The organism is Leucobacter fengyongliangi, assembly GCF_052386045.1.
The window spans coordinates 275,919-297,688 of record NZ_CM126356.1; the positions used below are offsets into that span (position 1 = coordinate 275,919).

The following is a 21,770-nucleotide window of genomic DNA, read 5'->3' on the forward strand; positions in this document are numbered from 1 at the left end:
CTAGTGCCATGATCGAAGAGCGGGAGTCACCACGGAAGCTGATTTGGGCGATACACGAGAGGTTTATCGCCTATGTCGAACGGCAGATTCCGGATGCGGAGATCAGCTGCTCTCGCGGTGCCTACCGTGACACTGACGGAGCCTTTTGCTTTCCGCAGGCGACTTCGGTATCGGGCACTGAACTTTGTTTCCTTGGGGTCGTGCACTTCACCGGGCATGGTGGGATGTTGGACATGCGCATCAAGGACCCCCGTATCGCGTCCCGAGGCTCCGGCCAGGCGCTGAGCATCGTCGACGCGATCGACGATGCTTCAAGGATTGATTTCGCAGAGTTGTTGACGGTGCCGGGTGCTGACGGCGACGGGGGCGTCATCGAGTTTGATGTGAGGATCAACGCCTTCTCCTCCCAGGAGATGGGTGGAGTGTATCCGGCTGGGTCGGAGATGGCGCGAATCGTGGTTTCGGAGAAATGATGAGTGAGAGCATGGCGGAAAGAGTAGAGGGAAAGGTGGCGCTTATAACTGGCGCGGCTCGCAGTCAAGGTCGTTCGCACGTAGCCCACTTGGCGAGGAGGGCCTCGACATCATTGCGATCGACCTTTGTGAGCCCATCCCGGTGCCCCATACGCGGTCGCGATGGAGGAAGACCTCGCGGAGGCTGTGCGGCAGATGGGAGCCCTCGGCTGGTGGATCCTCGCGATTACGACGGGTTGAGGTGCGTCTTTGACGCGGGAGTCGCCGAGCTCGGTCGGCTGGAAATCGTCAGCGCGAGTGCGGGCTTCGACACGACCACCGGCCCGATCGAAGAGTTCAGCGCCGAGACCTGACACAACATGATCGAGACGAATCTGACGGGCCGGTGGCACACAGCGAAAGCCCCCGTTCCCATCTCAGGGCGGGCGGCCAGGGCGGAGCAGTCGTCCCGACCAGTTCGGCGGTGGGTCTCGAAGCCTCTGCAAGCATAGGTCACTACTCGGTTTCCCAGCGCGGAGTGGTCGGTCTAATGCTGACGCTAGCGCTTGAACTCGCTCCGGAGTTCATTCGAGTGAACAGCTACACCAAACCCAGGTGGACCCGCCGATGATCCACTCCCAAGCGACCTGCGATCTCTTCGCCCCGGTCATCGAGAAGCCGGGGATCGACGTCTTTATCAAGCGGTCGAAGAGGATTAACGCGATCCCGGTGCCCTGGGTCGAATCCTTCGATGTGTCCAACACCTTTCTCCTGCTCGCATCAGACGGGGCCCGCTACGTCACCGGGGTGACGCTTCCGTTCGACGCGGGGCACCTTCTCAAGTTGGGAGCTCCGGTGAGGTGCAGCGGCCCGTTCCGTGGTGCACCCAAGGCTCTGGCACTTGGGCCCTCAGTTTGGGCGGATCGTATAGTCATAGCTTGCTTCTTAACCAAACGGATGGTAGTTTCGACTCGAACGACTACAACGGAGTAGAAGGAAAGAAAGTATGAAGCATGTCAGTCGCCGCCGAGGTGTACCCATACTGCACTCGGCATGTTGATGGCCACTGCGTTCATGCGCGCGGGATGCAGGCAGGTGGCGAAAACCGACCACTCTGGGGCCGCCTTCGAGTTGGGTGACAACCTGCTGCCTCTGTGAAAGCTCGGAAAGTCCTCACCCCTCGATAATTGGGCGCAGGCGGCGAAGAACAATCCGTCTCGCCCACCGCTCAGAGCTATTGTTAGGAGATATTCACCATGGATGATGCTTCGACTCTGAAAACTCCAACTCTTGAGATCCGAGAGTTGCAGAAGAACTTCGGCAGCTACGCGGCGTTGCGCGGTGTTTCGCTGAGGTTCTCCCCGGGAGAATTTGTTGGCCTGCTCGGCCCGAATGGTGCTGGGAAGTCCACCCTGATCAAGATTCTTGATGGAGTTTACACTGCGACTTCTGGCAGTATTCTGCTCGACGGTCAACCGGTTTCATCGCTCGGGAATCACCCTCTTGTTGGTTTCATCCACCAGGATCTCGGGCTCGTCGATGATCTCACCGTTGTAGAGAACATGCGTTTGGCTCAGAAACCGATGCGGTTGTTTGGCCCGATTCTCAATTTGAAGGCCGAGCGCGAGGCGGCAAGTGAAGCGCTGGCCGCGGTCGAGCTGGATCTCTCCGTGGATTCGCTGGTCAGTTCGCTCTCACCCGCAGAGAAGGCCCTGCTTGCGGTCGCACGCGCGTTCTATCGGGGGGCGCGGATCATGTTCGTTGACGAGGTGACCTCGACCCTTCCACCGAAGGATGCGCGTCGTGTGACTCATGCGCTTGCCCGGAGTGCCGAGCGCGGTGCCACCATTATCATGGTGTCGCACAAACTTTCCGAGGTGCTCGAAGTTACCAGACGCGTCGTAATTCTGATTGACGGGAAGCTTGCGGTCGACAAGAGCGCAGAGAATCTCGACAGTACGAGCTTGACGCAGATGCTGATGAATCACGAGCTCAACGCTGCAGACCCCGACTCCCTTGATGTCGCGCAGGCGCAGGGTGTGGTGCACGGGGAGGTGCTTGCGCGGGTAGAGAATGTTGTCTCAAAAGGATTTGGTCCCGTCTCGCTCGATCTGCGCGCTGGCCAGATCATCGGTGTCGGTGGGCTCCTCGGCTCCGGGCTGCACGATCTCGCCTACATCATGACCGGTGAACAGAAGGTCGAACGCGGGAAGGTCGTCTTCGCGGATGGCGTGAACGCCGCTATGGTGCCACCTCATCGTGAGAGCCAGGGTGGATTCGATGAGTTCACAGTCCGTGAAAACTTCACTATCTCGTCGCTGCCACGTTGGAAGAACGCGCTGGGCCTTCTTTCCCCCAAACGTGAGTCGGATGCATCGGCCAGGGCGGTCCAAGAGTACGGTGTCGAGCCGCAGGACAGCGACTATCGTTTCGGTGCACTCTCCGGCGGGAACAAGCAGAAGATCATCTTCGGACGTGCGGTGATGAGTGAGGCGAGCGTGCTGGTGCTATGTGAGCCGACGCGCGGTGTGGATGTGAAGACCAGACGTGAGATCTACGCATTTATTAAGCAGCGGGCCGCTGCGGGTTGCGCGGTGCTCGTGTTGAGTTCGGACACTGAGGATCTTTTGGCCCTCAGCGAGATGTTGACGGTTGTCGTCGAGGGCAAGCTGGCGCCCCCTCGACCTATGAGTGAGTTCAGCGAAAAGGAATTGGAGGCCATACTGTGACCAACACCGAGACACTCTTTGCCGTCGGAGACGGCCGAAAGACTAAGCAGGCCTTCTGGTCGCAGGAGTGGTTTGTGCGCTCCGTCACCGTCGCGGTATTTGTGCTCCTGTTTATCGGCATGCACTTCTGGTTGACTCAGGGCTTTTTCCTGGGGAATTCACGGGTGTTGAATATCCACCAGAACATTCCCGTGCTTGTGCTCGCGCTCGCGGCAGTCGTGGGGTTGCTCGGCGGTGCGTTCGATCTGTCCATCGCGGGTAATGCCACGCTCGCAGCATTCCTCACAGTCGGACTCACCTCGGTCTATGGGTTGCCACTTCCGCTCGTCCTGCTGCTTGTGTTGCTGATGGGTGCCGCCGCCGGCTTCTTGAACGGCATAATCGTCACCAAGATCGGCGTGAACGTGATTATCGCCACGTTGGGTATGGGGAGTGTGCTGCTTGGCCTCTCCGTGGTGTTTGGCGGCGGCGCTTCAGTGACGCAGGTCGGCGGTACGCCAATGCCCGAGTGGTTCCTCCAAATGGGTGCTTACACTAACAAGCTTCCGGTCTGGATCCAGATCGCACTCTTCGCGCTTCTGGCGCTGGGGGTGTTCATCGGACTCGGACGTATCAAGCCGAAGAAGCTGAGCCGCGTGGCTTGGGGTGTGATCCGCGTCGTCGTAGTTCTTGCGGTGCTCGGCCTTCTGCAACTGGGAATCAACCTTTTCGCGTGGTTCGAGTCCCTCTCGGTCTTGACTGGCGTGTTCATCATCTTGGTGTTCCTGGTCTGGCTGTTTATGGACCGTACAAGCTGGGGGCGCAATATCAAGGCCACCGGATCGAACCCGCTTGCTGCACGTCTGGCCGGCGTCCGCACCAGCAAGGAGACGATCCTTGCATTCATGGTGACCGGGGCGCTCAGTTCATTTGCGGGCATCCTGCTCGGGGCTAGTCAAGGCTCAGCCTCACCGAACGTCGCAGGCGGCTTCCTTCTCCCAGCCTTTGCCGCGGGCTTCCTCTCCACGGTGATTTTCTCAGCCGGTCGTTTCACCGTTCTGGGTACGGTAGCCGGTGGTGTGTTCGTGGCCTGGGTTGCTCAAGGCCTGATCGAGGGCGGTCTGAAGTTCACTTGGATTGAGTTCGTGAATGGTGCAGTGTTGATCGTTGCGGTTGCGTTGTCTTCAATACTTCGACGACGATCAAGCTGACACAGTCGCCGCTCCAATCTACGTCGAGAAGTTTTACCAAGAGGAATGTCATGCTGCTAGAGAACAAAGTCTGCGTTATCACCGGTGGCACCAGCGGGATTGGTCTCGGAACCGTTGAGCGTTTCGTCGAGTTGGGCGCGAAGGTCGTCATCGGGGACATCCAAGATGAACGGGGGCGCGAAATCGCGGATCGGCTTGGCGTGAACGCACACTATGTGCACGCTGACGTGACACAGGAGAGCGAAATTGAGGCACTGGTCGCAGAAGCGGTCTCGTGCTTTGGACGCCTGGACGTTATGTTCAACAACGCCGGCGACGGGGGAGACCGGGCCGGGATGACCGAGATTGGTGCCGAAGGCTTCGACCGCTCGATGAGCTTGCTCGCACGTTCGGTGCTGCTCGGGCACAAGTTTGCAGCCCGTCAGTTCATCGCGCAGGGCGGCGGCGGTTCGATTATCTCCACGGCTTCGGCCGCGGGAATCGAGGGTGGCTGGAGTTCCGCTGCTTACACTACAGCCAAGCACGCCGTCGTCGGCATCGTCCATCAGGCGGTCGCTGAGTTGGCAGCACATGGAATCCGCTCGAATGCAATCTCACCGGGTGTGATCGCGACTCCGATCATGACGCGGACGTTCGGTGTGCCGATGGAAGAGAATGAGCGCTTTCTCGATTTCCTCTCGGATCGGATCGGACATACCCAGCCGTTGCAAAGACTCGGTCGTCCGAGAGATGTCGCGGGCGCAGCGGTGTTCTTCGCAAGCGATCTCTCTGAGTATGTGACCGGGGTGAACCTGCCTGTAGATGGTGGGGCAACGGCAGTCACGCAGGGGAGCTTTGCAATCGATGTGGTTGCGGCTGCTGCCGAGTTTCCGGCATAGCCCAAGCCTGAGCGCGGGCGCTGAACTGGGGGCGAAAGCCCGAGCTGGCCTGTCACGCTGTGTGGCAGGAGAAATCATTGAGGAGAACTGAAGTGGACTGGTCAGGATCGTACGCTGATACCCATCTGGATGTGGAGCTCAAAGGGCGCTCGAGGATCTTCGACCTCGCCGTTCGGCTTGAGAATGGTATGGCGCGTCATCCTCATCATCCTCCCTACGCCTTTGCGATGGCGAAGACGCACGGCGGTCATGGATACAAAGACGGAGTCTCTGCCGCAATGGAGATGATTGCTATGGGAGCTCATGTAGGTAGTCACGTCGATGCGCTTGGCCATGTGTCCAAGAACGGAAAGATCTTTGGTGATCGGGACGTGCTCATGGGTCTCGACTGCATGGATGGTCTAGATGCCGGAAGTATTGAGGAATCGCTGCCGATGATTGGGCGTGGCCACCTCTTCAACGGACCAGAGTTCTTCGGTCGTGACCTCACGCCCGCAGACGGCATCGGCCCAGAAGTGTTCGAAAAGTGGTTTGAGACGCATGAACAACCTCAGCCGGGATCCGTGATGCTCATCCGCACGGGGTGGATGCAATATTGGAGCGATCCGGAGCGGTATATTGGGCTTGCCACCGGGCTCCCTGGCGTTACCATCGAGGGTGCCCGATGGTTGAGTGCGCGCGGCATCGTTGCAACCGGATCGGACACAATGAACTACGAGCATAAGCCGGATTCCAACATCATCAATTTGCCTGTGCACGTGCACAATCTGGTCGAGTGCGGCATTCCGATCATGGAGTCGCTGAACCTCGAAGTACTTGGTGAGTCCGGATACACGGAGTTCACGTTCATTGGTATCCCTTTGCGTATCGCTGGGGGCACGGGGTCTCCGATCCGTCCCATTGCAATCGTCTCGGGAATCTGACACTACGGGGGCCGGTCAGAGTCGATTACATCTGGGCTGGCTCTATCCTGACCAGAATGACATAATGAACCAATCGTTTGGTGAATTTGAGAAAGGCTGATGGCCAATGGTGGAGAGTAACGACGGGAGTGGTCAGCGAGACTTTGCATCGTCAGCGCAGGCGTGGCTCGAAGAGAGTGTTCCGAAGCGTTGGCGAGAGAACCGCGGTTCGCTGAGTGAAGACGAGGGCAACGAGATTCGCCGGGAGTGGGATCGACAGTTGTATCGTGGAGGGTACTCTGGCCTTTCACTCCCGAAGGAGTTCGGTGGGCAGGGATTCGGAGTTGCTGAAGAAGTCATCTTCGCTGAGCTCGCGGGGCGTGCCCAGGCCCCCGACGGACTCGCCCGCATTGGCCGCATTCTCACGGCGCCAACGCTTGTTGCGCATGGCACCGAGCAGCAACTCAGCAAGTATCTTCAGAAGATCCTCAGCGGTGACGAGATCTGGTGTCAGGGCTTCTCGGAGCCCGATGCCGGTTCCGATCTTGCCGGAGTGAAATGCCGTGCGACAAAGGTCGACGGTGGTTACCTCATCAATGGCCGCAAGATCTGGACCAGCTTCGCTCGACACGCGGATCGCTGCTTGTTGCTCGCCCAGACCGATGCAGACGCGCCCAGGTACAAGAACCTCACTCTCTTCTTGCTCGACATGCACCAGCCAGGCGTAGACATTTCGCCGATTAGACAGAGTTCCGGGCTTTCGCACTTTGCCGAGGTGCAGTTCACCGACGTATTTGTCGCTGATGAAGACGTGGTCGCTGGTGAAGGCGACGGTTGGAAGGTCGCGATGACCGTACTCACCAACGAGCGCGGTGGTGTCGAGGCCGCGAGTCGATACGTCGAGATCCGTGCCGATATGGACCTCCTCCGTGCGTCGCTGGGTGAGCAACCGGAGTATAAATTGCGACTCGACTCCCTAGAGGCGCGTGTCGAACTCATTCGCTGGCAGGTCTCCAAGTCGCTTGCGCTAGAGGAAGATCCGACCGAGTACTTCCGAGCGACTTCCATTCTGAAGGTCTTCTGGAGCGACCTCTGGAAAGAGATCGCCGAGCTTGGACTCGAGACAGCGGACGGGACAACCGTGGATCACTGGCGGTTCCAGTACCTGGAGACTCGCGCGGCATCGATTTACTCGGGCAGCAACGAGATCCAGCGCAACATCATTAGCGAACGAGTATTGGGGATGCCCCGATGAGCCTCATCAACACTGCAGCCGGAGAGCTGGGTTCCGCCTTCGCGGAGATAATCCGCGAGACTACCCGCCGGGCAACAGCTGGCACGAACGTTGCCACCTATATTGAAGGAGCATCCCCCATCAAATGGGGGATGATGAGTGAGGCCGGCTGGGACCTCATCGGGGTCATCGAAGACGAGGACTCCTCTACACTTCGAGATCTAGTCGAGGTCGCAGGCGCGTGGGGCGACACACTGCTTCAGCTGCCCCTGATTACCTCGATAATGGCGAAGCGCCACTCGGCGGCCGCCCGTGAGGTTGACGGACCGGTCACGTTCGCGGTGAGCACGCCGACATCGCCGAACGGAAAGACTTACATCCCATTCGGCCAGGTCGAAGGCATCGTCGTCCTGGACTCCTTGACTGAGGCGGCGCGTCTGATCGTCCCGAGTGACCAAGCCACGGACTCCTACGCTCCGAGCCTCTTGGGTGTGACAGCAGAAGCCCCCTCGGGCTTTAGCGCCGCGGCCGCATACGAACTGAGCGTGGTCTGGGCCGCAGAGGCTGCCGGAGTTGCGCGCCGCGCACTTCTCGACGCTGTGGACTTCACGAAGGAGCGCCACCAGTTCGGCAAGCCGATTGGCTCCTTCCAGGCGGTCAAGCATCATCTGGCAAATGCTCACATTGCGGCGCAAGTTGCGGAAACGGCCGCGATCTGGGCCAGCCTTGAGCCCGAGAACGCAGCTCTCGCTGTCTCGCACTCGCTCTCCGAAAGCTTGAAATCCTTGCAGCTCGCGACACAGGTTTACGGCGGGCTGGGATTCACGTGGGAGATGGGCGTCCACTTCTCGCTGCGTCATGTAACAATGCTGCGCGATCTTGTGAAAGGGATTTCGAAATCATGACTGAAGCTGTCATTGTAGCTACGGCTCGCTCCCCTATCGGGCGGGCATACAAGGGCTCACTCATTGGAATACGGCCCGACGATCTCACTGCGCAGATGGTGCAGCGGGCGCTTGAGAAGGTTCCCGTGCTAGATCCGGCAACTATTGACGATATGCTCATCGGCACGGCGCTTCCGGGAGGCGAACAGGGATTCAATATCGCGCGGGTGGTCTCCGTGTTGCTGGGTCTCGATGGTGTTCCTGGAACCACCGTGAACCGCTACTGCGCTTCGAGTGTGCAGACTACCCGAATGGCAGTGCACGCGATCCGCTCGGGCGAGGCGGAGGTCTGTGTCTCGGGTGGGGTGGACATGATGTCGAGGCTGGCGCCCGGGGTGCCGGACAGCCCAGAATCGCGCAACCCACTCTTCGTTGAACAGGGTCGGATGCAGGATTCTTTGGTTGAATGGAAGGACCCCCGGGAGACCGGCAATCTTCCCGACATTTACATGGATATGGGAACTACAGCAGAGAATGTGGCCACCCTCATGGGAATTTCGCGTGCCGAGATGGACTCCTATGCGCTCCGCAGCCAGATGAACGCGAAAGCTGCTGCCGAGGCAGGTTTCTGGGAAACCGACGTGACTCCGGTGAAGCTTCCCGATGGAGCGATTGTGGCCGCCGATGATGGCCCGCGTCCGACCACGACCCTGGAGGGATTGGCTGGGCTGACACCAGTCTTTCGTGAGGACGGACGGATCACGGCGGGGAACGCCTGCGGACTGAACGACGGTGCCGCCGCGCTGGTCCTGATGAGTGATGCCAAGGCGAAGGAGCTCGGCCTCACGCCGCTCGCGAGGGTCGTGTCGACCGCTGTTTCTGGGCTTTCTCCCGAGATCATGGGGCTCGGCCCGGTCGAAGCCGTGCGTCGCGCCCTGTCGCTCGCAAAGATGAGCGTGCAGAGTATCGATCAGTTCGAGATCAATGAGGCCTTCGCCGCGCAGGTCATACCCTCGGCCCGACAGTTGGAAATCCCGCTCGAGAAGCTCAATGTAAACGGCGGAGCGATCGCGCTGGGTCATCCTTTTGGAATGACAGGCGCGCGCATCACGACCACGCTCATCAATTCATTGCAGCATCGAGACGAGCAATTGGGCGTAGTCTCGATGTGCATTGCTGGAGGCATGGGAATGGCAATGGTGGTAGAGCGCCTCTCGTAGGGAGGGCCCACGACCACTGTCAATCTGCGTCGCACGAAGCCACGATTGGTTTGACCTAGCCGGGTGGGGTATCTATAATAACTACCAACCGATTGTTTGATTTCGAATTCCGAAAGCGCTGACGCATTACTTCGCAGCACTGAGGTTTCGGAACACCTGCGGCTAGTCACCCTGACTGAGGTGCGACCTCCGACCACAACTGCCCGGCCCCGAGGGGAAGTAACATGAAGATCATTGTTCTCGTTAAGGAAGTTCCTGACACGTATAGCGACAGAAAGCTCGATCTCGAAACCGGTCTTGCGGATCGCGGGGCTAGCGATCCTGTCCTTGATGAGATAAGCGAGCGGAGTCTGGAAGTCGCCCTCTCCTACGCCGACGCCCACGAGGGCACCGAAGTAGTGGCGCTCTCGGTCGGTCCCAAGAGCGCGTCTACCACGGTGCGCAAGGCGCTGGCCGTCGGAGCCGGGCGCGCCGTCCAGGTCGTCGACGAGGAACTCCGCGGAGCAGATATCATGCTCACCGCGGAGGTGCTTGCGGCAGCTTCACGGCACGAAGGCTTCGACCTGATCATCGCTGGCAACACTGCCACCGATGGTATGAGTGGTATGGTGCCGGCCGCACTCGCCGAGCACCTCGAAGTAGCGCTGCTGTCGGGGCTGAGCGAGGTCGAGATCACGGAGTCCGTGGTCAGCGGAAGGCGACCAGTTGACGGTGGCGTGCAACATGTTTCATCGGCGCTCCCCGCAGTGATCTCCATCACTGAGGCGCTACCCGAGGGGCGTTTCCCGAGCTTCAAAGGGATCATGGCAGCGAAGAAGAAGCCGCTCGAAACGCAAAGCCTCGCAGATCTGAATGTGAGCATTGATCACGCGGTCTCACCTCGGTCGATCATGTTGAGCATCAACGAGAAGCCACCGCGCGCAGCCGGTGTCAAGATCATAGACGGGGGAGATGCCGGTGAACAGATCGCCAACTACCTCGTTGAGAACCGTCTCGCATAGGAGAAGCACAATGACTGATTTCCCTTCAGACGCGATTGTTGTCGTCATCGAGGCCTCACCAGACGGCGCGCCCGCCAAATCCTCGGCCGAGCTGCTCGGCGCAGCCTCACAGTTGGGCAGCCCGGTTGCACTGCTCCTCGGACCAGAGTCCGCGGGGCCGCAGCTCGCCGAACTCGGTGCCACTCGTGTGCTTGTTGCCGAGCGGCCCGATCCCCTGGCTCTCGACGGCTTCGGCGTCGATGCGCTCTGCGCCGCAGTCGAGCGCGTCCGGCCGGGAGCCGTACTCATTGCCCACTCGCTCGAGGGTCGCGTGCTCGCAGCGCGGTTCGGTGTTCGGGCGAAGGCTGCGGTGAGCGTCGATGCGGTCGGGGTCGACCGTGACGAACTCGGAGTGATCGCCCATCACTCGGTTTACGGAGGCAACTACACGGTCATCTCCGCTCCGACATTCGGCGTGGCGGTGATCACGCTCCGACAGGGATCAATCGAGACGCGCGCGTCCGCGCAGCCCCTCATCTCAGAGATTCTGACAGTGGCGCAGGCCGAGGGGCCGGCCGCCCGCATCGATTCCTTCGAGGTGGAATCCGTGGTCTCGTCCCGACCCGAGCTCCGGGGAGCGGCGAAGATCGTCTCCGGCGGCAGAGGCCTCGGGTCCGAAGAGCAGTTCGTGCTCGTGGAACAGCTTGCCGATGCCTTGGGTGCTGCGGTGGGGGCATCACGTGCGGCCGTTGATGCCGGTTACATAGCCCAGTCCCACCAGGTCGGCCAGACCGGAGCCTCCGTCTCTCCGCAGTTGTATATCGCGCTCGGGATCTCCGGAGCAATTCAACACAAGGCGGGTATGCAGACCTCAAAGACGATTATCGCGATCGACAAGGATCCGGACGCGCCGATCTTCGATATTGCCGATTTCGGCGTGGTTGGAGACCTGTTCACCATTGTGCCTCAGCTGATCAGCGCGCTCGAGACACGGCGGCAGTAGTTATGTCGTCTCACCCTGATGCGATCATGAGAAGTGGCTTGCCTCGCACGAGCGGCGGTGAGCCGTGGCCTCTTGGGGGAGTGAAAGCCGGTGATTTGCCGCGCGATCCTGACGCTCAGACCCGGACCCAGATACAGGCTCAGACCCAGGTAAACTCAGAACCTTGCGCTCGCGCCGAGGATCCGTCTGCGGAATCGGTTGCGCCCACCCCAGTGGGCGCTCGGAGCACGTGGCGAAGGGGCTTGCCGAGAACCCCCGCAGGCGAACCATGGCCCCCCCTAGGGGAGACCCTTACCGATTCCGGCGGTGCGACGGGCGCTGCGGCGAACGTGGCCGAAGCGACCCAGGCTTCCGTGATCGCAACAGTCGAGACCGGAAGGTCCGCGGTAGTGCCGTCTGCCGCCTCAGGCATCACGCTGCGTCGGGGCCTGCCCCGAGCCGCGGGCGGCGAGGCCTGGCCAGTCGCAGACCAGGTGCCAGTCGCACTGAGGCCGACCGGGCACACTAGTGGTGTCCCGGTTGTTGCGCCGGCGCAAGACTCAGGATCTGCCGCGCCCGTACCTGCCGCGCCCAAGGCTGTATCTGCTCTGGCGAAACAAGTTGTAATTGCTGAACCCGTTGTCGCCGAGTCGGTGCCCGGAACCCCGCGGCCCGTCATCGACACGATGCCCGCCGCGGAGAAACACACCGTCCCCGCTGTTCCGGCGGCCAGCAACCCGCAGCCGCGCATGATTGGTTCCCGCTCGCTCTCAGGGTGGGCGAGACTCGCGGTTTGGGGCATCGTGGGCGCGGTGGCGGCGGCGGGAATCATCGTGCTCGCCGCGCGCGGAGTCACCACGCTGCCCGGGGTGCCCGAGTTCTTGGCGCGCTACCCTGGTGAATACCATTCGCCGATCGTCGTGGAGGAGGGTTTCCCAGGATGGGTGCGTTGGACGCACTTCCTGAACTTCTTCTTCATGGTACTGATCGTGAGGACGGGCCTGCTGGTGCGATATCAGCAGAAGCCGCCGGCGTTCTACATGCCAAAACGGGGCGGGAAGAAGATCAGTCTGTACCTGTGGCTCCACACGACTATCGACATCCTGTGGCTGCTGAACGGCGTGGTGTTCGTGGTGCTGCTGTTCGCGACGGGACACTGGGCAAGAATTGTGCCGACTTCATGGGAGGTCTTCCCGAATGCCCTGTCGGCTGGCCTTCAGTACCTGACGCTCGAGTGGCCGACCGAGAACGGCTGGGTGAACTACAACAGCCTGCAACAGCTGATGTATTTTACCGTGGTCTTCATTGCCGCCCCGCTTGCGGCGATCACCGGGGTTCGGATGAGTGAGTGGTGGCCGGAGAAGGCGAAGAAAGTGAATCGAATCTATCCTGCGCCGTTGGCTCGGGCGCTGCACTTCCCGGTCATGCTGTTTTTCGTGTTCTTCGTTATCGTGCACGTGTTCCTGGTGCTTGCGACCGGAGCGCTGCGCAATCTGAACCACATGTTCGCGGGCACGGACAAATTGAGCTGGGCAGGCTTCTGGTGGTTCGCGGCCGCGCTCTTCGCGGCCGGGCTGGTCAGCTGGCTGGCGCGGCCGCTGCTGCTCGCCCCGATTGCGAATCTGTTCGGCAAGGTATCCAGCCGGTAACGTACCGGTGAGTAGAGAGTGCCCCGTTTCGCGATCCCGAGAGGGAGATGCGAAGCGGGGCACTATTTGTGGAGACAGCTACTACAGTGTGGCGAATTCAGCCGTCGAATCGACCAGTGCGAAGCCGACCTGCCGCTCGACTTCTTCAAAGCTTGCGTCATCGAAGATCTCAAGTACGTTTACGCCGTCTTCGCGGATCTCGAAGAGAGCCACGTCGGTGTAGACACGTTCAACGCATGCCTTGCCAGTGAGCGGGTAATCGCAGTTGACTACGAGTTTGCAGTCTCCGGTCTTGGTGAAGAGCTCCATCACGACATAGACGTGCTTCGCTCCGACCGCGAGGTCCATAGCTCCGCCGACACCTGGAATCGCTGATGGTGAATTGGTGCGCCAGTTGGCGAGATCACCGCCCTCCGACACCTGGAAGGCGCCGAGAACGCAGTAGTCCAGGTGTCCTCCACGCATCATGGCGAAGGAATCGGCGTGATGGAAGTATGCAGCACCGGGTGCCTCAGTGACATAAATTTTTCCAGCATTGATGAGATCTTCGTCGATCTCGTCCTCGCTCGGCGCCGGGCCCATGCCCAGTAGCCCGTTCTCGGTGTGCAGCACGATCTCTCGGCCTTCAGGCAAATAATCCGCTACCAGGGTCGGTACACCTATGCCCAAGTTCGCGTATGCCCCATCCGGGATGTCCTGTGCGACGCGGGCCGCAATCTCAGCTCTGCTCAGCCTCATTTTCCTCAGACGCTCCTTTTGTTGGCGGTGTCGGGCACTGCGACGATACGGTCGACGTAAATACCTGGGGTGACAATGTGTTCCGGATCGAGCTGCCCGAGCTCTACGACTTCTCCGACCTCGACAATGGTGGTCGCTGCAGCGGTGCACATAATGGGGCCAAAATTACGGGCAGTTTTCCTGAACACGAGGTTGCCGTGCGGATCGGCTTTGTGTGCCCGAACGAGAGCGAAGTCTGCGTACAGCGCCTCCTCAAGGACATACATCTTGCCGTTGAATTCCTTGACCTCGCGGCCATCGGTGAGTTCAGTGCCGTAGCCAGTCCGGGTATAAAATCCGGCGATTCCGGCTCCAGCCGCGCGAATCCGCTCAGCGAGGGTGCCCTGGGGCACGAGGTCGAGCTCGATCTCTCCCGCAAGGTAAAGCTCATCGAAAATCGTGGAGCCGATCGCCTTGGGGAATGAGCAGATTACCTTGCTCACACGTTTCGCAGCAAACAGCTCTCCGATCGCGTCGCCGCCGGCACCGGCATTGTTGTTGATGATCGTTAAGTCGCGCGCACCTGATTCAAGGAGTGCCTCGATGAGTTCGACAGGTTGGCCAGGGGGCCCGAAGCCACTGACCATGATCGTGGCACCGTCGCCAATATCGGCCACAGCCTCCGCGATACTCAGTACCTGTTTGTTTATCATCGACACTCCTTTGTGAATTCGAGAGCACACGCCCGCGGGCCGCGGGTGGCGGGTAATTTAGAAGAGCGCGGGAACAAATGTAATGCTCCCCATAAGACTATACCAACCAAACATTTGGACGACTACCTTTCGGTAGACTAGGTCCACACGTGCTTGATGGCTACGATCGTTTGACCCAGCTCGCGAGACAGTCTATTCTGAGACTGCCAACCGATTGGTTGATGGCGTTCAACGGCGACGTACTTACAAGGAGAACTTGGAATGACCATTTCATCGCAGGACATCAATAGCATCGTCGATGCGCTCCAACAGTCCGATTGGGACGAGGCTGTGGTGGTCATTGGTGATGTCAAAATTGCCGTCGCGCGCAACGGAGCCCACCTCGCAACCGAGTCTGCGGTCGCCAACTCACCTGCACCTGCTGCTCCTGCCGTTGCTCCCGCTGCCGCACCTGCAGTTGCTCCCGCTGCCGCTCCCGCCGCTGCTCCAGAAGCTGCTCCCAGCGCAGACGGTGTGCCGGTCAACGCTCCCAGCGTCGGCACGTTCTGGCGCGCCCCGGAGCCGAGCGCCGCGCCATTCGTTCAGGTTGGCGACCACGTAGATGCAGATGACACGGTCGGCATCGTCGAGATCATGAAGCTCATGAACAATGTCCCAGCTGGAGTGACGGGTACCGTGACCGGCATCCATGTCGGTAACGGTGAGGGCGTACAGTTTGGTGACACCCTCGTGACCATTCGCCCGGACGCGGCATAACGGCATGAAGCGGATTCTCATAGCGAACCGCGGTGAAATCGCCGTTCGTATTATTCGAGCCTGTTTCGACGAAGGCATCGAGAGTGTTCTTGTAGTGTCTGCTGCAGATACTGACTCATTGGCTGCGCGTCTCGCAGATGAGGTCGTGGTGATCGGACCAGCCGCCGCAACCGAAAGCTACCTTTCGGCAGAACGAGTAGTGCAGGCCGCAATCAACGCGAACTGCGATGCGCTCCACCCCGGCTACGGTTTCCTCTCCGAGCGACCTACGCTCGTTGAAGCCTGTGAAACGAATGGGATCACGTTCATCGGTCCGTCTGCTGAGATCATGCAGGGATCCGGTGACAAGTTGCTGGCGCGGAAGATGGCGGAGTCAGTAGGGATCCCGACAGGTAAGGGCACTGGAGGCCTTTCCTCTCTTGAAGAAGCAATCGAGGCGGCCGAGCAACTCGACGCCTACCCACTTCTCTTGAAGGCCTCTGCGGGCGGTGGCGGCCGCGGTATGACGATCGTCCGCGCAGCAGAGGATCTACGTGAGGGATTCATGCGATCCAGCACCGAAGCTGAGCGTGCATTCGGCGATGGCACGGTGTACCTCGAGCCCTACATTGAGAAAGCTCGCCACATTGAGGTGCAACTTCTCGCCGACAGCCACGGCAACGTACGTCATCTCGGAGAACGAGATTGTTCAGCACAGCGTCGGTACCAAAAGATCATTGAGGAAGCGCCGAGCGTCGGTCTCTCGGAGGACTTGGTGTCCCGCATCCGTGAGGCTGCGGTTCACCTGGCTCGCGCCCTGAACTATGTTGGCGCCGCCACTTGTGAGTTCCTCGTAGACGTACAGCGCGAAGCGTTCGTTTTCCTTGAGGTCAATGCACGCGTACAGGTCGAGCACCCGGTGAGCGAGGTGGTAACCGGGATCGACATCATTCGCGAGCAGATTCGGATAGCGCGAGGCGAGGAGATCTCCTTTTCCCAAGAGGACGTTCACATCAGTGGTCATGCCATTGAATGCCGCATAAACGCAGAGAACGTTCCCGCCGGATTCCTCCCGAGCCCGGGCACCGTATCCGAGTGGACGATTCCAAATGGTGAAGGAGTGCGTGTTGATACTTACATGCACGACGGTGCGGTCGTACCCCCCTACTACGACTCGTTGATCGCCAAGATCATTGTGCACGCACCAACCCGCGAGGCTGCCATTGCGAAGATGGTTCGGGTCCTTGAGAGGAGCAGCGTCAAGGGAATTTCCACGACCATTGAACTCCAACTGGCGATTCTTCGCGACCCAGTTTTCAGCGGCGAACCGATCACCACGAAGTGGCTCGAAGAGTCGTTCCTGGCAACCTACCACGCGTAGCTAGCACCCCGCCGACTTACAAGAAAGCACTCTCATGCACATCGACTTCATCGATTCGACACTTCGAGACGGGCAACAGAGTCTCTGGGGTCTGAATATGCGCGCCTTCGAAGCCGCCCGCGCGCTCGCGCCCCTCTCGGAGACCGGATTTAGCACGATAGATCTCACCGGCCCCGGGATGTTCCAGGTTCTCACCCGTGACTACCACGACGATCCCTGGGATCACCTCGACTTCCTGGTTCGGAGCATGCCGGGGAATACGTTCCGGCAGGGAATGAGGATCCACAGCGCGATTGGCTTCGGACAGTCGCCTGAGGCCATCATGGAATTGTGGGTGCAGACCATGGTGCGACACGGAGTCACCGAGCACTGGATCTACGATGTCGCCTACGACATGAAGACGTTCCAGAAGATGGCGAAGACCGTTGTCGACAGCGGTGGCGTAGTCATTCCGACGATCATGTATGGTCTCACTAGTGTGCACGACGACGCGTTTTTCGCCGATCGCGCTCGTGAGATGGCTGCGTGGGAGGGCGTTGACACTATCGAGATCGAGGATGCGCCTGGAATCCTGACTCCGGATCGTGCACGGACGCTCCTGCCGGCAATTCGACGCGCAGTCGACGATAAGCGACTTGAGCTCCACTGCCACGCTACGACCGGTCTCGGTATTCACAACTATGCCGAGGGTGTGATAGCCGGCATCGATGTGCTCCACACGGCTTCCCTCCCCATGGCGAACGGGCCGTCACTGCCTTCAACTGAGGCAACGGTGAACATGATCGAGTGGATGGGCCACACTCATTCGCTCGATACCAGTAAGTTCGCCCCCGTTGCAGACAACTTCATTGAGGCGGCAAGGCTGGGCGGGCATAGGCTTGGGGTCCCTGCGGAATACGATCCCACAATCTATGATCATCAGCTGCCGGGTGGAATGACCGGGAGCCTGATCCGCCAACTGGGTCAGCATGGGATGGAAGATCGTTTCCCTGAAGTGGTCCGTGCGATTCCGCAGGTGCGCCGTGACTTCGGCGAGCCAATCATGGCTACACCGATGTCGCAGTTCGTCGGGATTCAGGCGGTGCTGAATGTGGTGACTGGGGATCCCTACAGTATCAGCCCGGATGAAGTGATTCACTACCTGCTCGGTCACTACGGACCAATTTGGGGTCCCGTGAATCAGGAAGTGAAGGACCGAATCCTGTCGACCCCCCGCGCGCGGGAGATCATGAAGTGGGAGCGGCCGAATCCCAGCATTAAGGAGATTCGTTCGAAGTTCGAATCTGGGATCTCAGATGAGGAACTGTTGCTGAGATTCCTCCTCTCCAAAGAAGCTGTTGACCAGGCTCTCGGTAATGGGCCGGTGAGGAAGGATCCGCGCCGCTCATCGAATGCGATCGTGGAGAACGTGCTCGACCTTGTATCGGAGTCAGCTGCATCATCCGGTTTCTTGGTGCAGAGCCCCGAGTTCAGCGTCGAGCTGCGCCGATCGCGAGCGTGAAAATGTTGCACCACTGGAACCTCGAAGAGGAGGATGATGTTGTCACCGCCAGGTTCTCGAATGCCCCGAGCGGCTACTGTACAGATGCTGCCGTAAAGGAACTCGAGAACCTGGTACTCGCGTGGAGCGAAGACCCGATTGCTGGTCTGATCCTCGCCGGTACCGGTGATGGGTCCTTTATTACCCACTTCTCTCCAGACGAAATCCGCGCGGGTCTCAACGGGTCTGAGAGCCTTGCGAAGCTCGGGCCAGCTCGCAATGATCGGGTGAACCGGTTGTTTAACCTTATTGGGGCTGCACCTTACCCGGTGGTGTGTGCGCTCAACGGCGACACCATGGGGTTTGGGTACGAGCTTGCGTTGGCGTGCGATCTCCGCATAGGAGAGGACGGCGACTTTCTCTATGGTCTCCCGGAGACGAAGCTAGGTATCGTCCCAGGGTCGGGCGGGATGCAGCGTTTGAGCCGGCTCATTGGATACGATCGTGCCCTTCAGTTGGTGCTGACGGGGAGTGTAGTCACTCCACGGAGCGCGTGTGACTTGGGGATGGTCACCGAAGTCGCAGAGGATGCAGTTTCCAGGTCCCGTGAAATTGTCGCTGCGATGTTACGTAATAATGCGCTCGCGGTGGTGGCTGCGAAGCGCGCACTCCACGCGGGCCGGGAGGCGCCGCTCGGCGTCGCCCTTGATCTGGACTCTGGTGCAAGCTTGCGTGTTAAGTTCGGATCGGAGGCATTGCGGGTGCTTGACGCCTATCTCTCCCTCTCTCTTCCCGAGCGACGTCGGTTTCTCTCCGAGTGAGGGCTCTGGTCTCCAGATTTGGGAGCTATGAAGATAAATCGCTAATCAGGCAGGGCCTCAGCTCTGGGACAGTTGGTTGTCGACGAAGAGCACGTGTTCGTGCGATTGGATTGCCCATCGCGCCGGGGCGAGAGCATGAGCGAGGCGCGCAGAAAAGTGTTCCTGGGCTTCTCGTTCGTTTGCAAACCGGGTTTCTTCCACCCAGTCGATCTTCGGGGCGTTGAGCGAAACAGTGCCGCTGAGGTCGGTCGGTTGGTCGATGACATCGCACAAGATAATGTCGCGAGCTCTCGGGGTCTGGCTTGGGAGCATTTCGTGCGCGGCAGCGAGTGAGGAGCAATCTTGAATACCCTCGCCAAATGCGCCAAACGCCAAACATTTCACTGGCCCGACCCCTAGTCGAATCTTGCGCTCACGCACGCGGAGCGCAACGCTTGCCTCCCGATCGAGGAAGCGTTTCTCATCAGGCAAGATTCGATCCTGAAAGACCGCTGTCGCAGAAAAAGCAGGAACATCACCCTCGGGGAGGCGAACCGAGGCGACCCCGGCGAAGGGAAATGGCTCGAGGCCGAGCGAGTTGTTGACTACATGGTCCTGAATGTAATCGGTGCGAAACTTTCCGTATCCGGGTGTGGTCGCAATTAAGCCGCCGTGGGAATGGAGCCAGTATTCTCGAAAGCGCTGGGGGCTCCATCCTGCTTTCGGGATGAGGAGCGCTATCCTGCGCTCTCCGCCAGATGGCGCGACGCTTGGGGTGAACGACTCCTGCATATCTGTTCCGATCTCATCAAAAATGCGAGTCCCAGCCGCCATGCAGTTCCGAGATTCGCCAGACTCCGTTGTCACGCACGGCAACAAAACGATAGGGGCCCGCAGTGATTGCTCGTGTGCAGTCGTTCTCAGAACCCCAGAGCACGAGATATGCATGTGCGACTGCATAGTTCGCATTCTCGAACTCGATCACGAAGTTCGAGAACTGGTGTCGTCGATGGTCGTTCTGAAGCGGGAAGAAATCTGCTATGAACCTGCGAATTTCGTCTTGTCCGACGTAGGGGCCGTAGTCATCGACTCCCAAAACGGAGCCTTCCCAGGTGCCGTTTTCTGTGAAGCAATCGACCAGTAGGTCAAGACGACGTTCGTCAAATGCCCAACCATACCGGTTGATTCGCTCAACGATCAGCAGACGGTCAAGTGCCTCTTCTGCTGTGTCGCGGGGGACCTCGGGAGCGATTCGCGTCCGTTCAGCCCGTGTGCTCCACCCTGGAGCCGGGAATGCGGCGTTACTCATGAAACCACCTCGCGTCTGTAAGTAGCGAATAGCTCTGCTCAATATAACAACCAAACAGTTGATTGACTATAGTTGGTGCGGCCCGCGCTTCGGCGAGCGTGTCGGCAATTGGGTGATAAGACGGAGTATTGAGGAGATCGGATGCGCAAGAAGTTCAGACCTGAACCCGCCTGGGGTTCACAGGCCGGATTGCTCAAGATTGCACCCCAAAATAGCGAACCAGTTCCAGCGCAGCTCTTCATTGACGTGCAACAAGTACTCAATCGATTCACCTGGGGAACAGATGAGCGGTTGCTGGAAGTGTTGGCGGATTGCTTTGCGGAAGAGGCCGTGTGGGAGGCAAGCGTCATGGGAGAGACGCGGGTAGGTCCGTTCGTCGGAAGAGACCAGGTCTTGGACTGGTACACTCGGTTCTGGCCAGTGCAAAAGGACCAGCGGCGTCACGTGCTGACGAATCTCATCGTCGACCCTGTTGATGCGGATGGCAACGTCGAGGCCCACGCGTTAATGCAAGTCTATGGTGCCACGCGAGCGAAGAGCGACTTCGAGGCTTCTGCTTTCTGCCGCTTCGTGCTGATCCACCAGAGCGGTCGGCTCGTCATTAGGCGACTCATCGCAGGCTTTGATTCTCCCTTCTGGTCTCCTCATGAAGTTGAAAGCATGGAGGACTGGCTGTGCGACCTATTCGGCATTGACCCTCGCGATCGCCCTCATGGGGCCGAAACTCTTGGTGGCTAGAGCGTTCTGTGCGACGGGAGGGAGTCGGGGTCGATCCAGGAGTCACTTTCAAGATTCCAGAGTTCGGTGTCAGTGGCCCGAGCCTGTTGGTTGAATAGCTCAGTGAGTGCGCGGACAGCGGGCCTGGGTTGTCTTGTGATCTGCTCGGCGATTTCACGGGCCCGAGGGAGCAGGGACTGGTGATCGACGATCTCGTTAACGAGTCCCCATTCGTATGCACGCTTCGCGTCCAGCGACTGACCCGTCACTGAGAGGTACCGTGCCCGGCGTCTGCCGATTGCTTCGGAGAGGAGCAGGCTGAGACCCCAGCCTGGCAGGAAGCCAAACTTCGCATGAGTGTCGGCGAATCGCGCCCGCTCCGAAGCCAGGAGCCAGTGGCAGTTGAGCGCAAGTTCGAAGCCACCAGTGTAGGCGGGACCATTCACCGCACCGATGAGCGGCGTGCGGACTTCGAATATTGGTTCGGAACGCGGTCCGAATTCGCGCCCGGCACCGGGTACAGTCATAAGCTCATTCAGATCAACCCCTGCGCAGAAGGCGGGATCGGCCCCGGTCAAAATGATCGCCCCAATGCTGTCGTCGGCATCGAGTTGCGCGACCAGTGCTGTAAGTTGCCGAAGAAGCTCTCGGGTGAGTGCGTTACGAGATTCCGGCCGGTTGAGCGTCAGTACTGCTACTGCGCCGTCGCGCTCGCACTTCAGCATCGGGCTCTGTTCCATCATATCTCGCTCCTTTCGCCGCCGTGCCAGGATCCTTGTCTGCTCCGAACCCTTCGGCTAGAGTATGCATCGGAGAGC

Annotated in this window: 23 protein-coding genes; 18 read left to right on the forward strand and 5 right to left on the reverse strand. The window is 59.6% G+C overall.

Annotated features, from left to right (window positions below; genetic code table 11):
- The first annotated feature begins 8 nt into the window (after positions 1 to 8).
- The 13 genes from ACTNFK_RS01320 (at position 9) to ACTNFK_RS01380 (ending at position 13,100) form a co-directional block, all read left to right on the forward strand.
- Positions 9 to 473, forward strand: coding sequence for an HtaA domain-containing protein (locus tag ACTNFK_RS01320; protein ID WP_435937039.1), 465 nt, complete (start codon positions 9 to 11; stop codon positions 471 to 473).
- Between the two features lie 212 nt (positions 474 to 685).
- On the forward strand, positions 686 to 826 hold the full coding sequence (locus ACTNFK_RS01325) for a hypothetical protein (RefSeq protein ID WP_435937040.1): 141 nt from the start codon (positions 686 to 688) through the stop codon (positions 824 to 826).
- Between the two features lie 110 nt (positions 827 to 936).
- Entirely contained in the window at positions 937 to 1,083 is a 147-nt protein-coding gene (locus ACTNFK_RS01330) for a hypothetical protein (RefSeq protein ID WP_445117183.1), read from the forward strand.
- Between the two features lie 625 nt (positions 1,084 to 1,708).
- Positions 1,709 to 3,181: an ATP-binding cassette domain-containing protein gene (locus ACTNFK_RS01335; RefSeq protein WP_435937042.1), complete on the forward strand. Its 1,473-nt coding sequence runs from the start codon at positions 1,709 to 1,711 to the stop codon at positions 3,179 to 3,181.
- Complete coding sequence (locus ACTNFK_RS01340) at positions 3,178 to 4,371, forward strand: ABC transporter permease (RefSeq protein WP_435937043.1); 1,194 nt, start codon at positions 3,178 to 3,180, stop codon at positions 4,369 to 4,371. Before ACTNFK_RS01335 ends, ACTNFK_RS01340 begins: the two co-directional genes overlap by 4 nt.
- Positions 4,372 to 4,421: 50 nt before the next feature.
- On the forward strand, positions 4,422 to 5,249 hold the full coding sequence (locus tag ACTNFK_RS01345; protein ID WP_435937044.1) for an SDR family NAD(P)-dependent oxidoreductase: 828 nt from the start codon (positions 4,422 to 4,424) through the stop codon (positions 5,247 to 5,249).
- A 131-nt stretch (positions 5,250 to 5,380) separates the two neighbouring features.
- Complete coding sequence (locus ACTNFK_RS01350; protein WP_435937092.1) at positions 5,381 to 6,172, forward strand: cyclase family protein; 792 nt, start codon at positions 5,381 to 5,383, stop codon at positions 6,170 to 6,172.
- Between the two features lie 106 nt (positions 6,173 to 6,278).
- The gene (locus tag ACTNFK_RS01355) at positions 6,279 to 7,406 is read left to right on the forward strand and encodes an acyl-CoA dehydrogenase family protein (protein ID WP_435937045.1); all 1,128 of its coding nucleotides are present in this window, start codon (positions 6,279 to 6,281) and stop codon (positions 7,404 to 7,406) included.
- Positions 7,403 to 8,290 (forward strand): acyl-CoA dehydrogenase family protein, encoded by an 888-nt coding sequence (locus ACTNFK_RS01360; RefSeq protein ID WP_435937046.1) that lies wholly within the window; start codon positions 7,403 to 7,405, stop codon positions 8,288 to 8,290. The genes ACTNFK_RS01355 and ACTNFK_RS01360 overlap by 4 nt, the downstream gene beginning before the upstream one ends.
- Complete coding sequence (locus tag ACTNFK_RS01365) at positions 8,287 to 9,489, forward strand: acetyl-CoA C-acetyltransferase (RefSeq protein WP_435937048.1); 1,203 nt, start codon at positions 8,287 to 8,289, stop codon at positions 9,487 to 9,489. Before ACTNFK_RS01360 ends, ACTNFK_RS01365 begins: the two co-directional genes overlap by 4 nt.
- 224 nt (positions 9,490 to 9,713) lie before the next feature.
- Positions 9,714 to 10,490: an electron transfer flavoprotein subunit beta/FixA family protein gene (locus tag ACTNFK_RS01370; RefSeq protein ID WP_435937049.1), complete on the forward strand. Its 777-nt coding sequence runs from the start codon at positions 9,714 to 9,716 to the stop codon at positions 10,488 to 10,490.
- Between the two features lie 10 nt (positions 10,491 to 10,500).
- A complete protein-coding gene (locus tag ACTNFK_RS01375; protein ID WP_435937050.1) occupies positions 10,501 to 11,472 on the forward strand; it encodes an electron transfer flavoprotein subunit alpha/FixB family protein in 972 nt (323 codons plus the stop codon).
- A 782-nt stretch (positions 11,473 to 12,254) separates the two neighbouring features.
- The gene (locus tag ACTNFK_RS01380; protein WP_435937051.1) at positions 12,255 to 13,100 is read left to right on the forward strand and encodes a cytochrome b/b6 domain-containing protein; all 846 of its coding nucleotides are present in this window, start codon (positions 12,255 to 12,257) and stop codon (positions 13,098 to 13,100) included.
- A gap of 81 nt (positions 13,101 to 13,181) precedes the next feature.
- Here ACTNFK_RS01380 and ACTNFK_RS01385 read toward each other — a convergent pair whose 3' ends face one another.
- Entirely contained in the window at positions 13,182 to 13,838 is a 657-nt protein-coding gene (locus tag ACTNFK_RS01385; protein WP_435937052.1) for a 3-oxoacid CoA-transferase subunit B, read from the reverse strand.
- A 5-nt stretch (positions 13,839 to 13,843) separates the two neighbouring features.
- Positions 13,844 to 14,530, reverse strand: a complete 687-nt coding sequence (locus ACTNFK_RS01390) for a 3-oxoacid CoA-transferase subunit A (RefSeq protein WP_435937053.1) — start codon at positions 14,528 to 14,530, stop codon at positions 13,844 to 13,846.
- A 261-nt stretch (positions 14,531 to 14,791) separates the two neighbouring features.
- On the opposite strand from ACTNFK_RS01390, the gene accB reads away from it, so the two are divergent.
- The 4 genes from accB to ACTNFK_RS01410 are packed head-to-tail and all read left to right on the forward strand — an operon-like array spanning position 14,792 to position 18,947.
- Positions 14,792 to 15,286, forward strand: coding sequence for an acetyl-CoA carboxylase biotin carboxyl carrier protein (accB, locus tag ACTNFK_RS01395; protein ID WP_435937054.1), 495 nt, complete (start codon positions 14,792 to 14,794; stop codon positions 15,284 to 15,286).
- A 4-nt stretch (positions 15,287 to 15,290) separates the two neighbouring features.
- A complete protein-coding gene (locus tag ACTNFK_RS01400) occupies positions 15,291 to 16,646 on the forward strand; it encodes an acetyl-CoA carboxylase biotin carboxylase subunit (protein WP_435937055.1) in 1,356 nt (451 codons plus the stop codon).
- A 34-nt stretch (positions 16,647 to 16,680) separates the two neighbouring features.
- The gene (locus ACTNFK_RS01405) at positions 16,681 to 18,147 is read left to right on the forward strand and encodes a hydroxymethylglutaryl-CoA lyase-like TIM-barrel protein (protein WP_435937056.1); all 1,467 of its coding nucleotides are present in this window, start codon (positions 16,681 to 16,683) and stop codon (positions 18,145 to 18,147) included.
- Positions 18,148 to 18,149: 2 nt separating this feature from the next.
- On the forward strand, positions 18,150 to 18,947 hold the full coding sequence (locus ACTNFK_RS01410) for an enoyl-CoA hydratase/isomerase family protein (protein WP_435937093.1): 798 nt from the start codon (positions 18,150 to 18,152) through the stop codon (positions 18,945 to 18,947).
- Positions 18,948 to 19,004: 57 nt separating this feature from the next.
- Here the strand turns inward: ACTNFK_RS01410 and ACTNFK_RS01415 are convergent, their stop codons facing one another.
- Entirely contained in the window at positions 19,005 to 19,760 is a 756-nt protein-coding gene (locus ACTNFK_RS01415) for an EthD domain-containing protein (RefSeq protein WP_435937057.1), read from the reverse strand.
- Positions 19,735 to 20,235 carry a nuclear transport factor 2 family protein gene (locus ACTNFK_RS01420; RefSeq protein ID WP_435937058.1) on the reverse strand — a complete coding sequence of 167 codons (501 nt, stop codon included), beginning with the start codon at positions 20,233 to 20,235 and terminating at the stop codon, positions 19,735 to 19,737. The genes ACTNFK_RS01415 and ACTNFK_RS01420 overlap by 26 nt, the downstream gene beginning before the upstream one ends.
- A gap of 141 nt (positions 20,236 to 20,376) precedes the next feature.
- On the opposite strand from ACTNFK_RS01420, the gene ACTNFK_RS01425 reads away from it, so the two are divergent.
- Positions 20,377 to 20,973, forward strand: coding sequence for a nuclear transport factor 2 family protein (locus ACTNFK_RS01425; RefSeq protein ID WP_435937059.1), 597 nt, complete (start codon positions 20,377 to 20,379; stop codon positions 20,971 to 20,973).
- On the opposite strand, the gene ACTNFK_RS01430 is transcribed toward ACTNFK_RS01425, so the two are convergent.
- Positions 20,970 to 21,695: an enoyl-CoA hydratase gene (locus tag ACTNFK_RS01430; RefSeq protein ID WP_435937060.1), complete on the reverse strand. Its 726-nt coding sequence runs from the start codon at positions 21,693 to 21,695 to the stop codon at positions 20,970 to 20,972. The genes ACTNFK_RS01425 and ACTNFK_RS01430 overlap by 4 nt on opposite strands.
- Positions 21,696 to 21,770 lie beyond the last annotated feature (75 nt).